Source organism: Halobacillus amylolyticus, assembly GCF_022921115.1.
Classification (GTDB): domain Bacteria; phylum Bacillota; class Bacilli; order Bacillales; family Halobacillaceae; genus Halobacillus_A; species Halobacillus_A amylolyticus.
In genome coordinates, this window is record NZ_CP095075.1 from 2,437,455 (window position 1) to 2,455,183 (window position 17,729).

Annotated in this window: 17 protein-coding genes and 1 pseudogene; 2 read left to right on the forward strand and 16 right to left on the reverse strand. The window is 41.1% G+C overall.

Annotated elements, in window-relative coordinates:
• Nucleotides 1-84 precede the first annotated feature (84 nt).
• The 10 genes and pseudogenes from cas2 to MUO15_RS12600 form a co-directional block, all read right to left on the reverse strand.
• Entirely contained in the window at nucleotides 85-393 is a 309-nt protein-coding gene (cas2, locus tag MUO15_RS12550) for a CRISPR-associated endonuclease Cas2 (protein ID WP_245029625.1), read from the reverse strand.
• Nucleotides 394-397: 4 nt separating this feature from the next.
• On the reverse strand, nucleotides 398-1,300 hold the full coding sequence (cas1, locus tag MUO15_RS12555; RefSeq protein ID WP_245029627.1) for a type II CRISPR-associated endonuclease Cas1: 903 nt from the start codon (nucleotides 1,298-1,300) through the stop codon (nucleotides 398-400).
• Nucleotides 1,290-4,507, reverse strand: a pseudogene (cas9, locus tag MUO15_RS12565) (type II CRISPR RNA-guided endonuclease Cas9). The gene cas1 and the pseudogene cas9 overlap by 11 nt, the downstream one beginning before the upstream one ends.
• 281 nt (nucleotides 4,508-4,788) lie before the next feature.
• Nucleotides 4,789-5,745, reverse strand: coding sequence for a UV DNA damage repair endonuclease UvsE (gene uvsE, locus MUO15_RS12570; protein WP_245029633.1), 957 nt, complete (start codon nucleotides 5,743-5,745; stop codon nucleotides 4,789-4,791).
• A gap of 122 nt (nucleotides 5,746-5,867) precedes the next feature.
• Entirely contained in the window at nucleotides 5,868-6,011 is a 144-nt protein-coding gene (locus tag MUO15_RS12575) for a GNAT family N-acetyltransferase (RefSeq protein WP_245029635.1), read from the reverse strand.
• A gap of 4 nt (nucleotides 6,012-6,015) precedes the next feature.
• Nucleotides 6,016-7,245: a nuclease-related domain-containing protein gene (locus MUO15_RS12580; protein WP_245029637.1), complete on the reverse strand. Its 1,230-nt coding sequence runs from the start codon at nucleotides 7,243-7,245 to the stop codon at nucleotides 6,016-6,018.
• A 35-nt stretch (nucleotides 7,246-7,280) separates the two neighbouring features.
• A complete protein-coding gene (locus MUO15_RS12585) occupies nucleotides 7,281-8,213 on the reverse strand; it encodes a siderophore ABC transporter substrate-binding protein (protein ID WP_245029638.1) in 933 nt (310 codons plus the stop codon).
• Nucleotides 8,214-8,236: 23 nt separating this feature from the next.
• Nucleotides 8,237-8,992, reverse strand: coding sequence for an iron ABC transporter ATP-binding protein (locus MUO15_RS12590; RefSeq protein ID WP_245029639.1), 756 nt, complete (start codon nucleotides 8,990-8,992; stop codon nucleotides 8,237-8,239).
• A complete protein-coding gene (locus MUO15_RS12595; RefSeq protein ID WP_245029640.1) occupies nucleotides 8,989-9,933 on the reverse strand; it encodes an iron chelate uptake ABC transporter family permease subunit in 945 nt (314 codons plus the stop codon). Before MUO15_RS12595 ends, MUO15_RS12590 begins: the two co-directional genes overlap by 4 nt.
• The gene (locus MUO15_RS12600) at nucleotides 9,923-10,876 is read right to left on the reverse strand and encodes an ABC transporter permease (RefSeq protein ID WP_245029641.1); all 954 of its coding nucleotides are present in this window, start codon (nucleotides 10,874-10,876) and stop codon (nucleotides 9,923-9,925) included. The genes MUO15_RS12595 and MUO15_RS12600 overlap by 11 nt, the downstream gene beginning before the upstream one ends.
• 192 nt (nucleotides 10,877-11,068) lie before the next feature.
• Here MUO15_RS12600 and MUO15_RS12605 point away from each other — a divergent pair, with 192 nt between their 5' ends.
• Entirely contained in the window at nucleotides 11,069-11,647 is a 579-nt protein-coding gene (locus MUO15_RS12605; RefSeq protein ID WP_245036014.1) for a TetR/AcrR family transcriptional regulator, read from the forward strand.
• 229 nt (nucleotides 11,648-11,876) lie between these two features.
• On the opposite strand, the gene bioB is transcribed toward MUO15_RS12605, so the two are convergent.
• From bioB to MUO15_RS12635, 6 genes are all read right to left on the reverse strand, one after another.
• Nucleotides 11,877-12,869 carry a biotin synthase BioB gene (gene bioB / locus MUO15_RS12610; RefSeq protein ID WP_245029642.1) on the reverse strand — a complete coding sequence of 331 codons (993 nt, stop codon included), beginning with the start codon at nucleotides 12,867-12,869 and terminating at the stop codon, nucleotides 11,877-11,879.
• 12 nt (nucleotides 12,870-12,881) lie between these two features.
• Nucleotides 12,882-13,424, reverse strand: a complete 543-nt coding sequence (locus tag MUO15_RS12615; protein ID WP_245036016.1) for a biotin transporter BioY — start codon at nucleotides 13,422-13,424, stop codon at nucleotides 12,882-12,884.
• 188 nt (nucleotides 13,425-13,612) lie between these two features.
• Nucleotides 13,613-14,437: an aldo/keto reductase gene (locus MUO15_RS12620; RefSeq protein WP_245029643.1), complete on the reverse strand. Its 825-nt coding sequence runs from the start codon at nucleotides 14,435-14,437 to the stop codon at nucleotides 13,613-13,615.
• Between the two features lie 235 nt (nucleotides 14,438-14,672).
• Nucleotides 14,673-15,620, reverse strand: coding sequence for a nuclease-related domain-containing protein (locus MUO15_RS12625; protein ID WP_245029644.1), 948 nt, complete (start codon nucleotides 15,618-15,620; stop codon nucleotides 14,673-14,675).
• 364 nt (nucleotides 15,621-15,984) lie between these two features.
• Nucleotides 15,985-16,212: a YuzB family protein gene (locus MUO15_RS12630; protein WP_256464190.1), complete on the reverse strand. Its 228-nt coding sequence runs from the start codon at nucleotides 16,210-16,212 to the stop codon at nucleotides 15,985-15,987.
• Nucleotides 16,213-16,251: 39 nt separating this feature from the next.
• Entirely contained in the window at nucleotides 16,252-17,070 is an 819-nt protein-coding gene (locus MUO15_RS12635) for a riboflavin kinase (protein WP_245029646.1), read from the reverse strand.
• 100 nt (nucleotides 17,071-17,170) lie between these two features.
• On the opposite strand from MUO15_RS12635, the gene MUO15_RS12640 reads away from it, so the two are divergent.
• Nucleotides 17,171-17,713 carry an HD domain-containing protein gene (locus tag MUO15_RS12640; RefSeq protein WP_245029647.1) on the forward strand — a complete coding sequence of 181 codons (543 nt, stop codon included), beginning with the start codon at nucleotides 17,171-17,173 and terminating at the stop codon, nucleotides 17,711-17,713.
• Nucleotides 17,714-17,729 lie beyond the last annotated feature (16 nt).

The window sequence follows — 17,729 nt, forward strand, 5'->3', positions numbered from 1 at the left end:
CCAATGCATTCCCCAGGCTTTTCCCCACTTTTTCTGTGGAAATTGTACAAAAACAGAAAAAGAGCCTGCGTTGGCAAGCCCTTTTTAGAAAAAATCTGTAATATTTGAACCCACTTTTTCAACGGGAGTCTCTACCCCTAAAAGAATGTCCATTTTTTCAAATTGCCTCTCTGTAATTTTCAAAGTACGAATCGCCCCATTAACAGGAGGGACATTTTCTCTTAAACGTCTCATGTGTTTCTGTACGGCCTCTTCTCCGTTACAAACTCTATAATAGACGGAGTATTGCATCATCACATAACCATCATTCAGTAGAAACTTTCTAAACTTAGTGTAAGCTTTTCTATCCCTCTTTAACACAACAGGTAAATCAAAAAATACCATGATTCTCATAAACCTACTCATACACATGCTGCTCCAGTGCTCTTAATTCAGGTAGAACAAGCATGCTTACATCCCCGTTCCGACATGTTGCTACATAGCTTTTCATCATCAAATCCACTCCGTTAGTAATGCTTTGTTTTTCACCTTTCCAGAAGGCCGAATAGCTTAATATGTTAAATAACTTTTCTTTGATGTCCCTGGACCACTCTTCTTCCTTGTCCACGTACATGGCTACTGTAAGATCGACAAATGGCCTTAATGGCTCCATGAAATCATCAGCCAAGTTAAAAGCGTTTGTTTGGCTATCATGAAAAACACCAAGGGAAGGTGTATAACCATAACGAACCAGGGCTCTTGCCACAAGTGATCTGATCAAACTATAGCCATAGTTAAGAGAAATGTTATGCACATCCTCTCTTCTCCTTGTGAATTCGCCGCCGAATAATTGATTAAAGTAGTACTTAGCAGCATAAGCCTCACGGTTGGATCGATCCCCGGACTCTACCTGCCTTGAAATGGAATAAAGTAAATTCGCCTTATCAGATTGAAACATTAAATCTAAGCATCTAGCCTGGTTCTCTATTTTCGTCCGCACAATTTTTTGCCATACTCTTTTTTTAAAGGGTTTAGATAATCCTACTTGCATATCTAATACAGCTTTTTGCCGAGAATGTTGGTGAAAAGGTTGTAACAGGGCACTGGGAGTCCTTTTCTGATCGCAAACAATAACTTCGACATGGTGGGCAGCGCATTCACTGAGTAAAACCCCTGTTAACGTAATAGCAGGATCCTCAATTGTTAAAGTGCAAACATCCTCAATAGGAATTTGCACCGTTTCTTCCTGCTTGATGACCAATTGATGGTTCTTCACAGAAAGCTTGGCTGGATTACGAATAATGATATGTCTATACGCCATAAGCTGTTTCCTTTTGAACTTTTTGAAGATCGCCAATTGGTGTGATGTTGTATTTACTAAAATTAACAAGGGATTGGACGCCAATTCTATCTGAAAATTTACTGTCATTTTTACTTATAGAAATAGAACCTGTGGCAGTGTCAACACCCTTAAAATAAAAATAACCGCTTTTCCATTCTATAGATTCTCTTTTGGTAACCTTTGGTTTAGGCAACTCGATGTAAATAAGGTCATTTGAATACAAGCTAAACAAGTAGCTATGATTTTCAGCTTTTTTAGGCCATTTTTCATATGGTTTATACGCCGCGATAAATCGATCAGGCTGATTACCTTGTTTCACATCTGCTACATACACCGGTATTAAATAATATTTCTTGGTCTCTCTATCTTGGTAGACATCTGTCCTCGCAATACTAGCGTTATCTGCTATCATGTCTTCACCTTTAACAGATACATAGAGATTCCTTTTATCTACGATTTTCACTGAGCGAATAACTGGGGCATTCTTTATGCTTTTAGAAGGTTTGTACAATGGTTGTTCAAAGGCTTTTTCTTTATTCCCCTCAAACTCTAGATACCGTTCTTTAACTGCATTATAAGTTGCCATATCAAATTCTTTCCTATACATAGAAAAGTCCCCGTTTTTATCGAATCGAATATTTTCTAGCTTAGTCTTCGTAACCACCTGTGTGAAACCTTCCTCTGTCTTTCCCCGGTTTCTTCTAAAAGTAGACTCATGCAACTGGCCTTTAATGGATCGTTTTGGCATCCAGGACGGGAAGATGGGCATCACGGATTCTCTAAAATCGGGATCACTCTCATATAAGTCAGATTTTATGAGCGCTTCCTTCATCTGATCAGGATCTTGCTCCAATCGAACATTCAATTCATTGACAAATCCCTCCCAAGGCTGAGGGAAGTAAATATTCATCTTTTTCAAAGCCTGCTTGAAACTCTTATCCCGCTGTGTGAAGTACTCACTCACTCGCTTACGAAAAGGACGGCTCACTGCTACAATCGCTGCATCCAGAGCATGATGTAACGTGTTCGCTTTTCGATTTTTATTAAAACCCCACCGTTTTCTCATCACAGAAGTATAAGCCCATTTACCGGATATACATGTTGTTCTTTTGGATTTCCAGTGAAATGCAAGTGGGATTCGATATAGTTTTTTAAGAAACGTGTAATGTAGCGTGTATCATTTAAGTGGCGTTCACGAAATTCTTCCTCATTACGCCCATCAAAGGTTTGGTTTTTGAGATTCTTTTTCTTGCGTTTATTTACTTTTAAACTATCAACGTAGGAAACGAATTGACTCCACTGTTTCTCATCATGACCGAACCACTCATAAGGAGTTTTATTTTGTTTGTTCTGGTTCTCTTTTGATAACACCAGTACCTTGTTAGTATTACTGTCATCAAAGCTTCGGCTATATGGCAGGATATGATCGACCTGTGCGTATCCATCCTCTAGTAGCCTATCTAGTGAAACAGGTTTTCTAGAGTAGGCACATTCGCCGTTTTGTTCCTCCCACAATTTCATTTTCAAAACGTCATGGCCACGAACCTTTGACCTTTCAGGGTAAAACTCGCTAATTTTATCTTTTGCTTTATCATTTATCGAACGATTCTTGTTATAGTCTTTCTCTAACTGCTTTCTCTCTCTATATGGACGACCCATTTCACGCGCCAGCTCAATGTACAAATTCTCCGGCGAACCATACTTTTTAATAATACTGTTCAATACTTTCCTTGATTGAGTAAGTGCTCTCAATACAACTGGGTTGCGAATCTCATCCTCTGGAATAACAGGCAGCAGACGCTGTTTAGGTAGATCCTTTCGTGCTTGAAGGTTATAGCCGGCGCTTTGACATGCATCTGTATAGGATTGTCCTTTTTCCATAAAAGGAAGAATCTTGTCTAATGCCTTAAATGAGAGATGGCTGAACGTGTTGAATGATTCTTTTAGCAGAGCATCTATTAAGTCATCGTCATAGGAACGCTGAGTTAAGTTTTGAACAGGTTTGCCCTTGCCAGTAATAAATTCATTCTTCAAATAATCCCGAATATCTTTATCATCTTTATATACGGTTAACGCATAGCCTAATGTATCGTAATCGAGACTTGTAAATGTAGTTGGCGCCTTTTTCACCAGGGATTTTTCGATCGCTTTACTAATTTTGTATTGATCCTCTAGTGATACGAAAGTTTTGCTCTCATTTTTAGCATTTGTTTCTTTTTCATCATAGTAAAGTTCGTTAAAACGTTCCTGATCATCTAGCTTTAATGTTTTCCTGATGTCCTTATATTTCACTTCTTTTTTGGCAAAAAACTGTTTAAGGACTTGTTCTCGCTCTTCTTTTGTGAGTTCTCTTATATTTTTGTCTAGCGTAATGATTCTTAAGCGATTAAGCTTGTCTAGGGAACGAAATCGTTGGAAACGATAGGAGGCTTTTGGAGCTCTTTTCTCTCCTTTTTCGAGTGAACACGTTCCAATTTTGCTAAAGATATCGTCTTTTGAAGCAAAAGGACGCTGCGATCCCCATGTCGTTATGTAATGTTCTTTATGTTTTTCTGTTGCAAAGGGATGTCCTAGTTCCTGTTGTTTATCAAAAATAGCCTCAATCTCTTTTTGGATATCAGATCGTAATAATACACCAGAGTAGTCTCCGCCTTTATTACGAAGTGGTTTATTCTCTTCAATAAGCATATGTGAAATGGAACGATAGCCTTTTTCGATCATGAGGTTGTGATTTTCTTTGACGGCAGATAAAACAGCGCGCCCTTCCTCATCGCTGCCTTCTTCACTTTTACGATTGGAGCGATAGCCGCGGTGTTTGGCACAGTGGATGAGCATGCGGGCAAATTCGCGATTGGTCAGAAGTCGTTCGGTTCCTTGTTTGCGGACTTCCCATACATCAAGGTCTTCACTCGTTAGCGGAGACAACTCGTCAAGTTCTTCTTTAATAAGAAGGTTTTTTTCTAACATTAGATTATGTATACGATCGACTCGGTGTCTTCGTCTTCTTAGACGTCGGCTCACTGAACGTGCTTCACGGCGTGGGGCAGCCAGGGAGGAGCCGTCCTTAGGGTGCTCGGCCACTTCAAATAGCCTTACGCCCCAATCTTCCAGACGCTTCTTATCCAAATTAATAACAGCCCAGCCAACGGAGGTGACGCCAATATCCAGTCCAATATCGTATTTCATATAGTATCCGCTCCCTCTTAAGGATAAAAATTACAATTAGATATGAAAAAAATGACTAAATTGCTTTAGTCATTTTGACGGGGAGAAGCCGGCTGAACCGGCAAGGCGATCCCCAACGCCTCGGCTTATAAAGCCTTACCATAATAACTTCCTGTAAACCTTGGTATGATACGATAAGTGGGTTCCCCAACCCACACGTATATTTTATCTCAAATATAGGACTTTGCAAACAATTTGTTGGAATTTTTTAAAAATATAAGTTAGCGAGGCATTATATTCCATCATATCCCTATCGTTGCCCCATCGATCCGCTTCGCCCCTCTAATTTTCGCTACATCTTCAACTAACTGCAGAACAGCCCTATCCTTCTTTTTCGCCTCGATCATAAAATCAACATCCACCTGTTGAGACTTCAACACTTTAATCAAAGGTTTAATAAATTCAATATCAACAAAATCAGCATGGCTGCGATAGGCTTTTTCCGATTTTGGTGAAGAAACATGCATTTTAGGAGGAAAAGGATTGTTCGACCATGTCTGATAGAAGCGTGGGAGTATATCTTCCAGCTCCTCCTCCTTCTCATGGTTGGCCATATAATGATGATAATCAAACATCATTGGGACTTTTTCTTTTTCACAGATGGATAACGTCTCTGTAGTTGTGTAGGTTTTATCGTCATTTTCAAGAGTCATTTGTCCTTTAATAGGGGGTGGCAGCTGCTTAAGGTTATCGTGAAACCGTTCTATAGCCGAGGGTTTATCCCCATATGCCCCTCCCACATGAAGGTTGATATGCGATTCTTTTTCAAGTCCCATCGCCTCAAGTAATGCATAATGGTAGTCCATGTCCTTAACTGCATTCGTCGTCACATGTGCTTTATCACTTGTAAAAAGGGTGAATTGATTAGGATGGAAACTTGTCCGCATTTGATGCTTTTTTACAAGTTTTCCAATTTCCTTATACTTTTCTTGAAAGGGTGTAATGTAATCCCACTCGGCTTCCTCGTGAGTGGCAAGTGGGACGAGTGATGAGGAAAATCGATAGAGATGAATTTCATGGGCAATATTATAATGAAGCGCACGTATTGTATGTTCTAAATTTGCTCTGGTAATTTCTCTAAGTTGCTCGGCCCGCTCTTCTTTGCCAAGTTGTTTGTACCGGGAAAAGGTCATCGTTTTAGATGGGCTTGCATCATATAGTGAAGTGGCCATTGCTACATAGCCAAAACGAATAATCATAAGTAAAACTCCTTTTATTAACCAGCTATTCCCCAATTTTTAAAAAAGAATCCCAATAAACTGTCCGACTCCTCTTTCTAACAGAAGCACATCGCCATCTATCATGCAAGCATCCTATTTTTTCACGAATACCTAGCTCCTGTATTATGCAAAGCAATACTTTTCCTATTTTCAACTAAAATTCCTGCAGTTAATGTCCAGTAGCCTTCCTGTTCCGAAATTTGGATTAACTTTTTAAGCAGTAGCCCCCCTACTCCCTTGCCCATGCTTTCACCCCATTGGAAGTGGTATTTCATATTCTCTATCTTTATTGGCCCCTATTTTCTTACCCCCTAATTTGACTAACAAACGTTTGACCGTGTCTCCCGATCTAATACCTAAGTACTTTCTGGCTTGTTTGTTTGATATTTGGGGGTGACAGAGATAAGCATAATCCTGTAATGCTTGAATATGAGAATCAGTGAATCTCATTCCACATGACGAACACTGCCATTTTCTTTTCACCCAAACCATTTGCGCAGAGCACGTGGAGCAATATACCCCGAGCAGTAATTCAGACTCCCTTATGCCAAACGACTCCAATAAATTTTGTTGTAAGTCTTGATGAGACTGGATTAACCGATAAGCCATTGAATTTAGTTGATCCGCAGTGAGCTGAGATGTGTCATGTCTTAGTTCTATCTTATTTAATCGATTCGTTAATCCTTCACTTTTCATAACGCTCGCTGAATCTTTATCATTCTTTAAATGGAGAATAGCATGTTTATTCGTGAACAAAACTAGTGCTTCAACAGGGATAGTAGTTGAGAAGCGATCTTCTATCCACTTAGTTAGTTGTTGCTGTTGACGTTCAATCTGGAGGATGGGATCTGGAAAAGACTCTTCTTTTCCATTAGAGTTGTGAATTAATTGGTGAATATCACTGTTTAAATATAGAGAACCTGAAATATTTTTCACTTCTAGGATGAGAATGAATTTCTTTGAGAGAAGAACGGTATCCAATTGAAAAAAGTGCTGACCGTCAAATATGCGGAGATCATTAATAATGAGGTAGTCTTTAGGAGGGATAAAATTCAGATGGAAATCTAATGACCTTTCCCCCTGATAACCAGCACGCGTGCGAGCAATTGCATCCTGAACAAGGGTTTTCTTGGGATGGTGCAGAGGAAGTCTTCTCAGAAGAGCTTCTAACTTTCTCAATCTCAAAGGATAGATCCGGGGTTTAATAATCATGCGTTTCTCCTTTTTATTTGTAATTATAATCCTTTCCTTGAAAAAGTAAATGTGTGACCTGCTTTTATCAGCGCTCTCTCCCCTTTTATCGGCGCTCACTCCGCTTTTATCGGCGCTCACTCCGCTTTTATCGGCGCTCACTCCGCTTTTATCGGCGCTCACTCCGCTTTTATCGGCGCTCACTCCGCTTTTATCGGCGCTCACTCCGCTTTTATCGGCGCTCACTCCGCTTTTATCGGCGCTCACTCCGCTTTTATCGGCGCTCACAATAAAAGGACGCGCACGGCGCGTCCTTTTATTCGTTATTCTAAGCTAGCATCTACTTCATCAACCATTGCCGACACGGATTGCAGTCCTCCTCCGGACAAGTACCAATATTCAGGATCAAGGTAGGTGATCTTGTCATTTTGATAGGCGTTCGTCTTCATGACCAACTCATTTTCCACTACTTGTTTCACCGAAGATTCCCCGCCAACGACGGCTCCACGGTCAATTACAAATAGATGGTCCGGATTTTTCTCAGTAATGTATTCGAAGGAGATGCTTTGTCCGTGGGTCGATGCTTCTATGGTGTCGTCCACTGGCTTGACTCCAAATACGTCATGAATAATCCCGAAGCGTGAGAAGGACCCGTATGCGCTCACTTTTCCATCGTTTGCTAGGATGATTAATGCTTCCTCATCCATGTTTGAAGCTTTATCGTTTACTTTTTCGATATCAGCTTTAATGCTAGCTACTTCTTCTTCTACTGCATCTTTTTTGTCAAAAATTTCACCAAGTGTCATCATATTTTGCTCAAATGATTCCATGTAATTGGTTGTGTCCACCCCTAAGTGGACAGTTGGGGCAATTTCGCTAAGCTGCTCATATACAGAGGCTTGGCGGCCGGAAATAATGATCAATCCCGGCTCCATTTGACTGATTTTCTCAAAGTCAGGCTCCTTCAATGACCCAGCATTTTCATATTCATCACTATCATAATGACTTAAGTATTCTGGAAGTGAGTTCTTTGCGACAGCTGCAATATCTACACCTAATTGATCAAGACTATCTACGATACCGTAATCGAACACAACAACATTGTCCGGATTCTTAGGCACCTCTGTTTCGCCTAATTCATGTTCAACTGTAATCGTCTCGCCCTCTTGAGCAGCGGAGGTTTCCTCGGATTCTCCACACGCTGATAAAACCACCAAAACCAATGCTGCACTCATCAACAATAACCATTTTTTCATAAAAAATCACCTCATCCTTTTCATTAAAAATAGACGCAAATTCTGTTGTCATTAATCGTTCGAATAGCAATATCCATATCATAGATTTCATGCAAGACATTGGACTGGATCATCTCTTCGGTGGAACCCTCCCGGACAATTTCGCCATTTTTTAGAGCCACAATGTAGTCGGAGTAGACTGAGGCGAAATTGATGTCATGAACGACAAGGACAACGGTTTTCCCGAGTTCGTGAACAAGTCCCTTCAATGTTTTCATTACTTGCACGGAATGGTTCATATCTAAGTTATTTAATGGCTCATCAAGTAACACATAATCAGTATCCTGGGCGATCACCATGGCGATATAAGCTCGTTGCCGCTGCCCGCCGCTTAAATGTTCAAGGTATTGATCTTCCCTATCTTGTAGGGCCACAAATTCCAAGGCCTCATCGACCTTTTCCTCATCCTCTTTTGTCAATCGCCCTTTTGAATAAGGAAACCGGCCAAATGAAACGAGCTCCCTGACTGTTAATCTTAAATGGATGTGATTGCTTTGCTTTAGAATGGCTAGTTTTCTTGACAAATATTGGGTTTTCCAATTACCAATCTCACTTTCTTCGATATACACCTCTCCTTCGTCTCTAGTAATGAGCCGGCTGATCATCGATAACAAAGTACTTTTCCCAGCACCATTTGGACCGATGAAAGTGGTGATCTTCCCCTTAGGAATTGAAACAGAGACATTGTCTACCACAGGTTTATCACCATATCTTTTAAATAAATTTTTTAGTTTGATCATGCCTTATTCTCCCTTAGTAATAGATAAATAAAGTAGATTCCACCAACAAAATTAATCAGCACGCTAATCGTCGTTGAAAAAGTGAATACGCGTTCCACGATAAGCTGACCGCCAACGAGTGCTACGATGCTGAAGAAAATCGATACGAGAAATAAATAACGATGCTTATACGTTTTCATAAATTCATGGGCTAGGTTGACCACGAGCAAGCCTAAGAACGTAACTGGGCCAACGAGTGCTGTCGCCACCGAAATAAGAACCGCTACAATAATTAACAGCCTTTGCACGACCTTGTCGTAAGGGACACCTAAGTTAACAGCCTGGTCCTTGCCGAGTGCCATCACATCGATGTATTTATGCAATGGCAAATAACTAACGAAAGCTATGAGCATGAGCAGAATGGAAATCCACAGTAAATTGGTATTGATATTATTGAAGCTTGCAAACATACGGTCTCTGACCATCATAAACTCATTAGGGTCAATCAACACTTGCATAAAAGAAGACAGACTCGAGAAAAATGTGCCGAGAATGATACCAACTAATAGTAAAAGGTAGACATTTTCTCCTCTCCTAAATAGCCATTTGAACAACAAGAAGGAAAAGATTATCATGGCTCCGACAGAAAGCAAGTAGTTATATTGGCTGTCCATCATTACGATGGAGCCAGATCCAAACCAAAAGATCACACCTGCTTGAACGAGCAAGTACATACTATCTAAACCTAGAATGCTCGGAGTTAAGATTCGATTCGTGGTGATAGTTTGGAAAATGACCGTTGAGAAGGCAATCGCCCCTCCTGTAACAATAATCGCCAGAACCTTCATCCCTCTACTAGGCAGGATATAATCCCAGTTGCTGCTTATTCCCGTGAACAAATAGATGGCAATGAGCAGAAGTGCAAGCACACCAATCGCTATGGTCTTTCTCCTAAGCTGCATACGACCGCCTCCTCATCAGTAGGTAAATAAAGATTCCGCTACCGATGACGCCAACGGTTACACTGATTGAAATCTCATAAGGATAAATGATCACTCGACCTAAGACATCACAGGCCAGGACGAATGCAGCACCGATAATCGCTGTTTGAATGATACTCTTCTTCAAATGATCCCCGTAGTAGTACGTTACGATATTTGGAACGATTAAGCCTAAGAACGGGATCATGCCTACTGTCAAGACAACAGATGCCGTCACCATCGCAACAATAGCTAATCCAATGTTCACGACCTGCTTATAGTTCAATCCCACATTTTTGGCAAAATCCTCCCCTACTCCCGCTATGGTAAATTGATTTGCGTATAGATAGGCAATCACCAGAAAAGGGATCGAAATGAACATCATTTCATAACGACCTTCCATAATCATCGAGAAATCACCATGCAACCAGGACGACATGTTTTGAACAAGGTTGTATTTCAACGCGAAAAATGTAGAAATTGAACTGATCACATTCCCAAACATTAAACCAACGAGAGGGATGAAAATTGTGTCCTTGAAGGGAATCCGCTCTAAGATTTGCATGAAAATAAACGTGCCTAAAAGAGCAAAGCCAAACGCCACCATCATTTTCACCAAAGGACTTGCCGATGTAAAAACAAGTAACGATACCAATACACCAAGTCGTGCTGAATCAAAAGTACCCGCCGTTGTGGGTGAGACGAATTTGTTCCTTGTCAGCTGCTGCATAATCAGTCCGCAAATACTTATGCTGGCTCCAGCAATAAGTATGCTCACTAATCTTGGAAAACGGCTGATCAGTAAAATATCAATCTGTTCCGGGGTTAGTTGAAAAGCATCCAAGATCGACACATCCGACACGCCAACGAACAGGGAAACAATACTTAAAATGATAAGAATGGAAAGTGTGTACCTAAATTTCATGCCTATATTCCCCTTAACTCTGTCCCATTTGCATTTTTCTTGTTATAATGAAATTGAAAATCATTATCATTTAGTGAGATCATACTTATTGTATCAAGGGAAAAAATAACTTCAATAGCATTCAGAGATAATAAACAGATTTCTGCCCGATGTTGCTTAACTTTATAACAAGGAAAGGATGAGTGGGTTTTGGTGAGAAGAAAAGATGCTCGTATTTTACGCACTCAAAAGTGGATTAAGGAAGCCTATTTGCGATTACTTGAAGAGGTCCCTCATGAGGAGATATTGGTTAAGGAGATTACTGCTGAAGCTGACATTAACCGTGCTACTTTTTATAAACATTTTCATGATAAACACCATTTGCTGCGTGAAATGGTGGATGAATTGTTTGCGCAATTGATGGTTGAAATTCAATCGTGTGATACTGAGGTTGACTTTGTGTCATCTAAACAGCCACACCCAAGGTTTGTCCAGCTACTCACTTCCATTAAACAACGTGCTCTATTTTTCTCAGTGATGTTAACGAAACAGAACAACATTCATTTTCAGCAGAGATTTGAAGCATTCATCAAGGATTCCTCTTCCTCCATCCTTGATATCGCACTGAATTACAATCATAAAATTAAATGTACTGAACAAATCACCCGTACGTTTATATCGATGAGCATTATCGGCACAATTAAATGGTGGATTGAGGAAGACTTTCCAGGTGAACCAGAGGAACTTGCTCGGTATTTAACTGAGATGATCGACGGCGGAATCTATACTTAATAAATATGGAAACGCCCTCCTAAGTGCACTCGACTGAGAACGGCACGTCGTCCTATACTCTAATACAAACGAGGTCACACATAAGTGTTTGCCTCCATGATTGGTTCCTTCCTTACGAAGGCAAATCGGTATTTTTTGCAGGTTTTTATTGCCTCACTGCCATAAAAGTTCAGGATTTATATTCTCTTAACACATAAAAAGGACGCAATGTGGGCGCCCTTTTCCATAATCATACCGTCTCTTCAGTTGTTACATAGTCAACCTCAAATCCCAAATCCTCGAGCATCTGGTGATCTTTTGTTCCTTCTTGACCAGCTGTAGTCAGGTAATCTCCTACAAAAATCGAGTTGGCAGGGTATAGCCCGAGTGGCTGGAGACTCCTTAAGTTGACCTCTCTTCCGCCGGAAACGCGGATTTCTTTTGTAGGGTTAATAAAGCGAAATAGACTAAGTACTTTTAAACAATAGATCGGCGTTAGTTCATTCGTTCCTTCTAATAATGTTCCATCAATGGCATGCAGAAAATTAACGGGAAGGGAATCCGCATCAAGTTCTTTTAACGCGCGTGCCATATCAACGACATCCTGCTTGGATTCCTTCATTCCAACGATGACACCCGAACATGGTGAAATGCCGGCTTCTTTTGCATGATTAACAGTGGCGACCCGATCATGGTACGTGTGACTTGTAGTGATGTTATCATGATGCTGTTCAGAGGTATTGATATTATTGTTGTAGCGATCCACTCCAGCTTCTTTTAACTGTCGTGCTTGTTCAGGCTTCAGTAAACCAAGACATGCACAAACCTTCATATCATATTTATCTTTAATTTCTTCGACAGCTGAGGTGACGATATCGAGTTCCCGTTTCGATGGTCCACGGCCACTCGCAACAATGCAATAGGTGCCTGACCTTAGACGATGGGCTTGCTCTGCCCCTTCAATGATCGTGTCCTTGTCCATCATACGATATTTTTGAATAGGTGCGGCAGAATCCCTTGATTGTGCACAATAGCCGCAATTCTCTGGGCAAAATCCTGATTTTGTATTGATGATCATGTTCAACTTCACCCGGTTCCCATAATAACGCTTACGAACCTGGTACGCACTATGTAACAGTTCCAATAATTCTTCATTAGAACATTCTAGAACAGCGAGTGCCTCCTGATCAGTTACTTCCTCACCTTGAAGAACCTTATCCGCTAACAGTTTCCAATTCTGCATACAATCCCACCTTTAAGCAGCCTTTTTCTGATTTCGAAAAGCACTTTTTGAAACGATGCTTGTCTCAAGACGATGAGCCATGACTCCTGCAAATATTGATAGGACGATATCTTTTGGCAAAGGAAAAACCATCCAGTACCAGGCCATTTTGTAGGTAAACCCCTCTGGGGCATCAAACCAGAGAACATAGGCTGCATACATCCAGTTGGTACCGAAAATATAATTGGTAGCCATTGCAAGGAGTGCTGCCGAAATGTACACAGCCAAGCTGCGTTTATGTTCTGCCATTTTACCAGCTATGTAGGCAATCAAGATAAACGATACGATGAACCCGAAAGTCGGAGATAAAAGGATAGCAAAGCCCCCTTTAAACTGGGCGAATATTGGCGCACCAGCCAACCCTAGCAGCATGTATGTAAACATGGATAGAGCTCCTAATCGACTCCCAAGAATCAATCCAGCTAATATTGCAAAAAACGTCTGTAGTGTAATGGGGACACCGCCAACCACCATAAACGGAGCAATAGACGTAATATTAGCGCCGACTGCCATCATTGCCACAAATAAACTCCCCATCGTTAAATCTAATGGACTCCACCTGTTCTTAGGGTTCCATGATTTACCTCCTCTCTAATTATAGAATAAGCATAGAAGATAAGTTCATTATATGTCAACCATTAAATTATAAGGTTAACATATTAAATATAAAAAAGGACGCTCGGTTAAGCGTCCCTACTTATACCTTATCGTACATTCATCTCACTTGGTTCAGGGCCTTTACGTTCTCCGCGATCGAGTTCATTGATTTCCTTCATTTCCTCATTACTAAGTTCGAAATCGAAAACATCGAAGTTTTCCTCAATACGAGAAGGTGTGATGGACTTCGGAATAACAACCGTTCCATTTTCTAAATGCCAGCGGATGATCACTTGAGCAGAAGTCTTGCTATGCTTACGCGCGATTGCTTGAACAACATCATCAGTTAGCACATCTCCTCCCTGCATTAATGGACTCCACGCCTCAAGCAGGATCCCATTTTTACGGCAAAATTCCTTTAATTCATTTTGTGCTAAATAAGGGTGGCATTCCACCTGATTGACGGCAGGCTTAACATCACACTCATCAAGTAGGCGCTGCAAATGATCAATGTTAAAGTTACAGACACCAATGGCCTTCACCTTACCATCCTTCTGCAGTTGTTCAAGTGCTTTATACGTTTCTACGTAATCATCAAACTCCGGCGTCGGCCAGTGAATCAAGTACATGTCTACGTAATCAAGACCCAACTTCTCTAAACTCACGTCAAAGGCTTTTAGTGTGTTGTCATAGCCTTGATCTGTATTCCATACTTTTGTTGTGATGAACAACTCTTCACGTGGCACATTGCTGTTCGCAATTGCCTCCCCCACTTGGCGCTCATTTCCATAAATTGCAGCGGTATCAATTGAGCGATAGCCTGTCTCAATCGCTTTTGACACAGCAGGTACAGCATCTTTTTCCTCAACTTGCCATACACCAAATCCCAACTGAGGCATGTCGACCTTATCATGTAGTTGTACTGTTTTCATTTGGATCTCTTCCTTTCCAATAAAGGGATACAATGGTAGTGTAGCACAGAATGAGTTGCTGAAGCGTATCGTTTGCTTGAAGGAGTAGTACACACTGTTGGTGCTGAGCGATTAGGAGGGGATTGGGAGCGCCTAGCAAAGAATCCGAGCGCTTGGTCTAAAATTTCGAACGTTCATGACAAAACCTGGAGCGTTCAGAATGAAATCTGAGCGCCTAGACATGATTAGAACATATTTAACGTATTTTATAGAGCATACCAGTCTCATTCAAGGGATAAGCTTTAAGTATACGCTTCATGGCGTGGCGTGAACTGATATGGAGAAAATTCCGTGCTTCCTGATTTGAAATGAGAGGGGATATTAAGTAGCCATAATCTTTGAGGGTTCGGTGGTGGGCTTCTCGACAATAGGTATCACAATTTTGACAATACCACCTTCTAGGCAAGCGTTTCATTGGTATGGTTTGACAACGTGGGCATTGAACGCCACTTATGATATCGGACTTCTTAACACCATAAAGTTTTAATAAATCAGAGTCCAACTCAACATGATGATGCAATAATTTCAGAGAGGTTCGCTTGAGATCACCCGTTTCGTAAAATCGCCTTGTGTATTTCTCAGCAAACCCATTTATAATTCGGGGCATAGCATTTTTCCTCACAACTCTCTCTAGAACCATTTCGTCATAATGCCCGTACGTTTTAATAACAGCTCGCTCATTGGCGAAAACAACCAAACCTTCAATAGGAATGTATTGGTCGACGTGTTCTTGAATCCACTTTTTCAATAATTCGACTTGTCTCTCTACCTGGTCAGTAGGGTCTGGAAAAGCTTCCTCCACGCCATCTTTCATCCGTATTAATTGGTGAAATCGTCGGTCAAAAGTTAGCACACCAGAATAATTTTTAACTTCAATAATTAAGATATAACAGGCGGTTAGCACCAGCGTATCTATCTGGAAGTAATGTTTTCCATCAAATAGACGCAGATCATGCAATATATAATGTTCCCCTTTTAAGTAATTTAGGGGGAATTCAATAGATTTTTCTCCTTTATACCCTGCTTCCATTAAACTATAGTCTTCGTTTATGCGCTTGTACTTAGGATTTGTATGTGAGAGTCTTCGCGAGAATCCCATCAAACCCCTCATTCTTGCAGATATTTCCCTTTCTTTGATAACCATTGATTCAACTCCTTATTTAATTGGAATAAAATATTATTCGACATGATCCTCTTTCAATCCTTCTTTTCTATAAATATCCCCGACCACAAATAGCGGAAATGGTCAGCGCCTAGTTTCTATCAAGAACGATCCAGTTTCACAGCCTTTCACTCACTTTTTGCCACAAGCGCTTCACTCATTTGCGCTAAACGACCAGTTCAGCTACTCAAACGCTCTGCGCTTACTTCTCCTTTTGGTCGCTTCAGTTTTCAGACCATGCACTCTACTTTTCTTTCCGAACGCTCCCCTTCTTTAACTAACCGCTCACTTATGCCCCTTAACCGCTCACCCACAACAAAAAAGAGGCCGTTCATCCTCACGGCCTCTACTCAGCGAAAAGCGCTAACTCCTCTTCAATTTTCTCCCTGATTTTATCTAAAGCCTCTTCAGGCGTTTTGCCAAAAATACGAGATCCATTGACGATCGCATAAGGCTTAATGGCACATAGCCCGCAGAACGATAAACATTCATTTATCAGCACAGCGACATCCGGATACTCTGATTCTATAATGGTTTCGACGTCGAGTTCGTTAATCAAATTTCCATCACAAATTTCAACTACGACTACCCCATGATGATTACCCCTTTATAATTAAATGACCGGCATTCCTAAAATGGCTCGTGCATCCCGTTCATCTTGTTTCATTTGTTCAACGAGAACATTGATCCCGTCAAAATTCTCTTCATCGCGCATATGGCGCAAGTAACTGACAGTCACCTTCTCCCCATATAAATCACCTGAAAAGTTCATTAAATAAGCTTCCACTTTAAATGTCTGGCCATTCACGGTTGGACGGTACCCAGCACTAATCAATGTGTAATAATAGGCCGGTGTCTCACCATGAACTTCTACAATGCCCAGATAAACACCAGGTTTTGGCTCGGCATATTCTTCGATACCACCAAGGTTAAGGGTTGGAAAGCCAAGCTGTCGTCCAAGTGCATCCCCACGGACAACGGTGCCTGTCGTCTGAAATGGACGCCCCAAATGTGCTTGGGCGGCTTCCATTTGCCCTTTTTGCACAAAAGCCTGAATGTCGGCAGCATGAATCCTTTCATGATTTAGGGTGGTGTGCGGTAAAATGGTAACAGGGAGGTGATGTGGATCGCAATGGTTAGCTAACACTTGTTCCATATCTTCTTCGATGACGATTCGCTTACAATGTAATTTTTGCACCTGTACATCACTATAATAATATCGGTCTGTCCCGAGTCCTTCCAGAATACGTAGTTTATCATCAAGGGAGGTGATGACTGGTTGCTCATCTGACAGATCCCATACGGCTAGTTGGTCGCCTGAGGTAACATAGGATTTAGCTTGTTGAATAAGCTGTTGATGCCCTCGATGAAGACCGTCGAATTTTCCTGCGACTAAAATGATTGGCTGATCGTCCATGTGATCGATTTTCATTATTTGCGACTCCTCCGCTCCGTTCGTATTTCACCTATTCCTATGGTATCTGCAAAGGATATATCGAGACAACTTTTACGCTTAAGAAGGAGTGTTGTTTATGATCGAAAAGGCGAAAGCTTTTGCTACAAAAGCCCACCAAGGGCAGAAGCGGAAGAATTCAGATGTTGATTATATTGTTCACCCCGTCCGTGTGGCTCATACGTTAGAAGCGGCAGGTTGTGATGCTGTGGTTATTTGTGCCGGCTACTTGCACGATGTAGTTGAGGATACAGCTTATGAGCTTGAAGATATCGAACGTGAATTTAACCAAGAAGTGCGTGATCTTGTGGCAGCCCATAGTGAAGATAAATCGAAGTCGTGGCAGGAACGCAAACAGCATACGATTGACACAATTCGAACGGGTAATTTAGAAGTAAAAAGTTTAATTGTTGCTGACAAATTGGATAATTTACTTTCACTGGAAAAAGATTTTGAGCGTGATGGCGATGCGTTGTGGAAACAATTTAACGCTGGGTTTGAACATCAGAGCTGGTACAATCAAGCGATTGCGGCCAATATGACCTCAGGAGTTGCCCGCAACTGTATTCCAGACTTCTTCTATACGTATCAAAACGCTGTAGACCGTTTTTTCCGTAACTAAGACCAGAAGCAGCAAG

Coding starts and splice junctions, on each gene's coding strand:
- MUO15_RS12615 (WP_245036016.1), bottom strand. CDS start 13,424: ATGATGGCAGTCGGCGCTAATATTACGTCTATTGCTCCGTTTATGGTG.
- cas1 (WP_245029627.1), bottom strand. CDS start 1,300: ATGGCGTATAGACATATCATTATTCGTAATCCAGCCAAGCTTTCTGTG.
- MUO15_RS12600 (WP_245029641.1), bottom strand. CDS start 10,876: ATGAAATTTAGGTACACACTTTCCATTCTTATCATTTTAAGTATTGTT.
- MUO15_RS12585 (WP_245029638.1), bottom strand. CDS start 8,213: ATGAAAAAATGGTTATTGTTGATGAGTGCAGCATTGGTTTTGGTGGTT.
- MUO15_RS12620 (WP_245029643.1), bottom strand. CDS start 14,437: ATGAAAACAGTACAACTACATGATAAGGTCGACATGCCTCAGTTGGGA.
- MUO15_RS12635 (WP_245029646.1), bottom strand. CDS start 17,070: ATGAAAATCGATCACATGGACGATCAGCCAATCATTTTAGTCGCAGGA.
- uvsE (WP_245029633.1), bottom strand. CDS start 5,745: ATGATTATTCGTTTTGGCTATGTAGCAATGGCCACTTCACTATATGAT.
- bioB (WP_245029642.1), bottom strand. CDS start 12,869: ATGCAGAATTGGAAACTGTTAGCGGATAAGGTTCTTCAAGGTGAGGAA.
- MUO15_RS12575 (WP_245029635.1), bottom strand. CDS start 6,011: ATGGGCAAGGGAGTAGGGGGGCTACTGCTTAAAAAGTTAATCCAAATT.
- cas2 (WP_245029625.1), bottom strand. CDS start 393: ATGAGAATCATGGTATTTTTTGATTTACCTGTTGTGTTAAAGAGGGAT.
- MUO15_RS12590 (WP_245029639.1), bottom strand. CDS start 8,992: ATGATCAAACTAAAAAATTTATTTAAAAGATATGGTGATAAACCTGTG.
- MUO15_RS12595 (WP_245029640.1), bottom strand. CDS start 9,933: ATGCAGCTTAGGAGAAAGACCATAGCGATTGGTGTGCTTGCACTTCTG.
- MUO15_RS12625 (WP_245029644.1), bottom strand. CDS start 15,620: ATGGTTATCAAAGAAAGGGAAATATCTGCAAGAATGAGGGGTTTGATG.
- MUO15_RS12640 (WP_245029647.1), top strand. CDS start 17,171: ATGATCGAAAAGGCGAAAGCTTTTGCTACAAAAGCCCACCAAGGGCAG.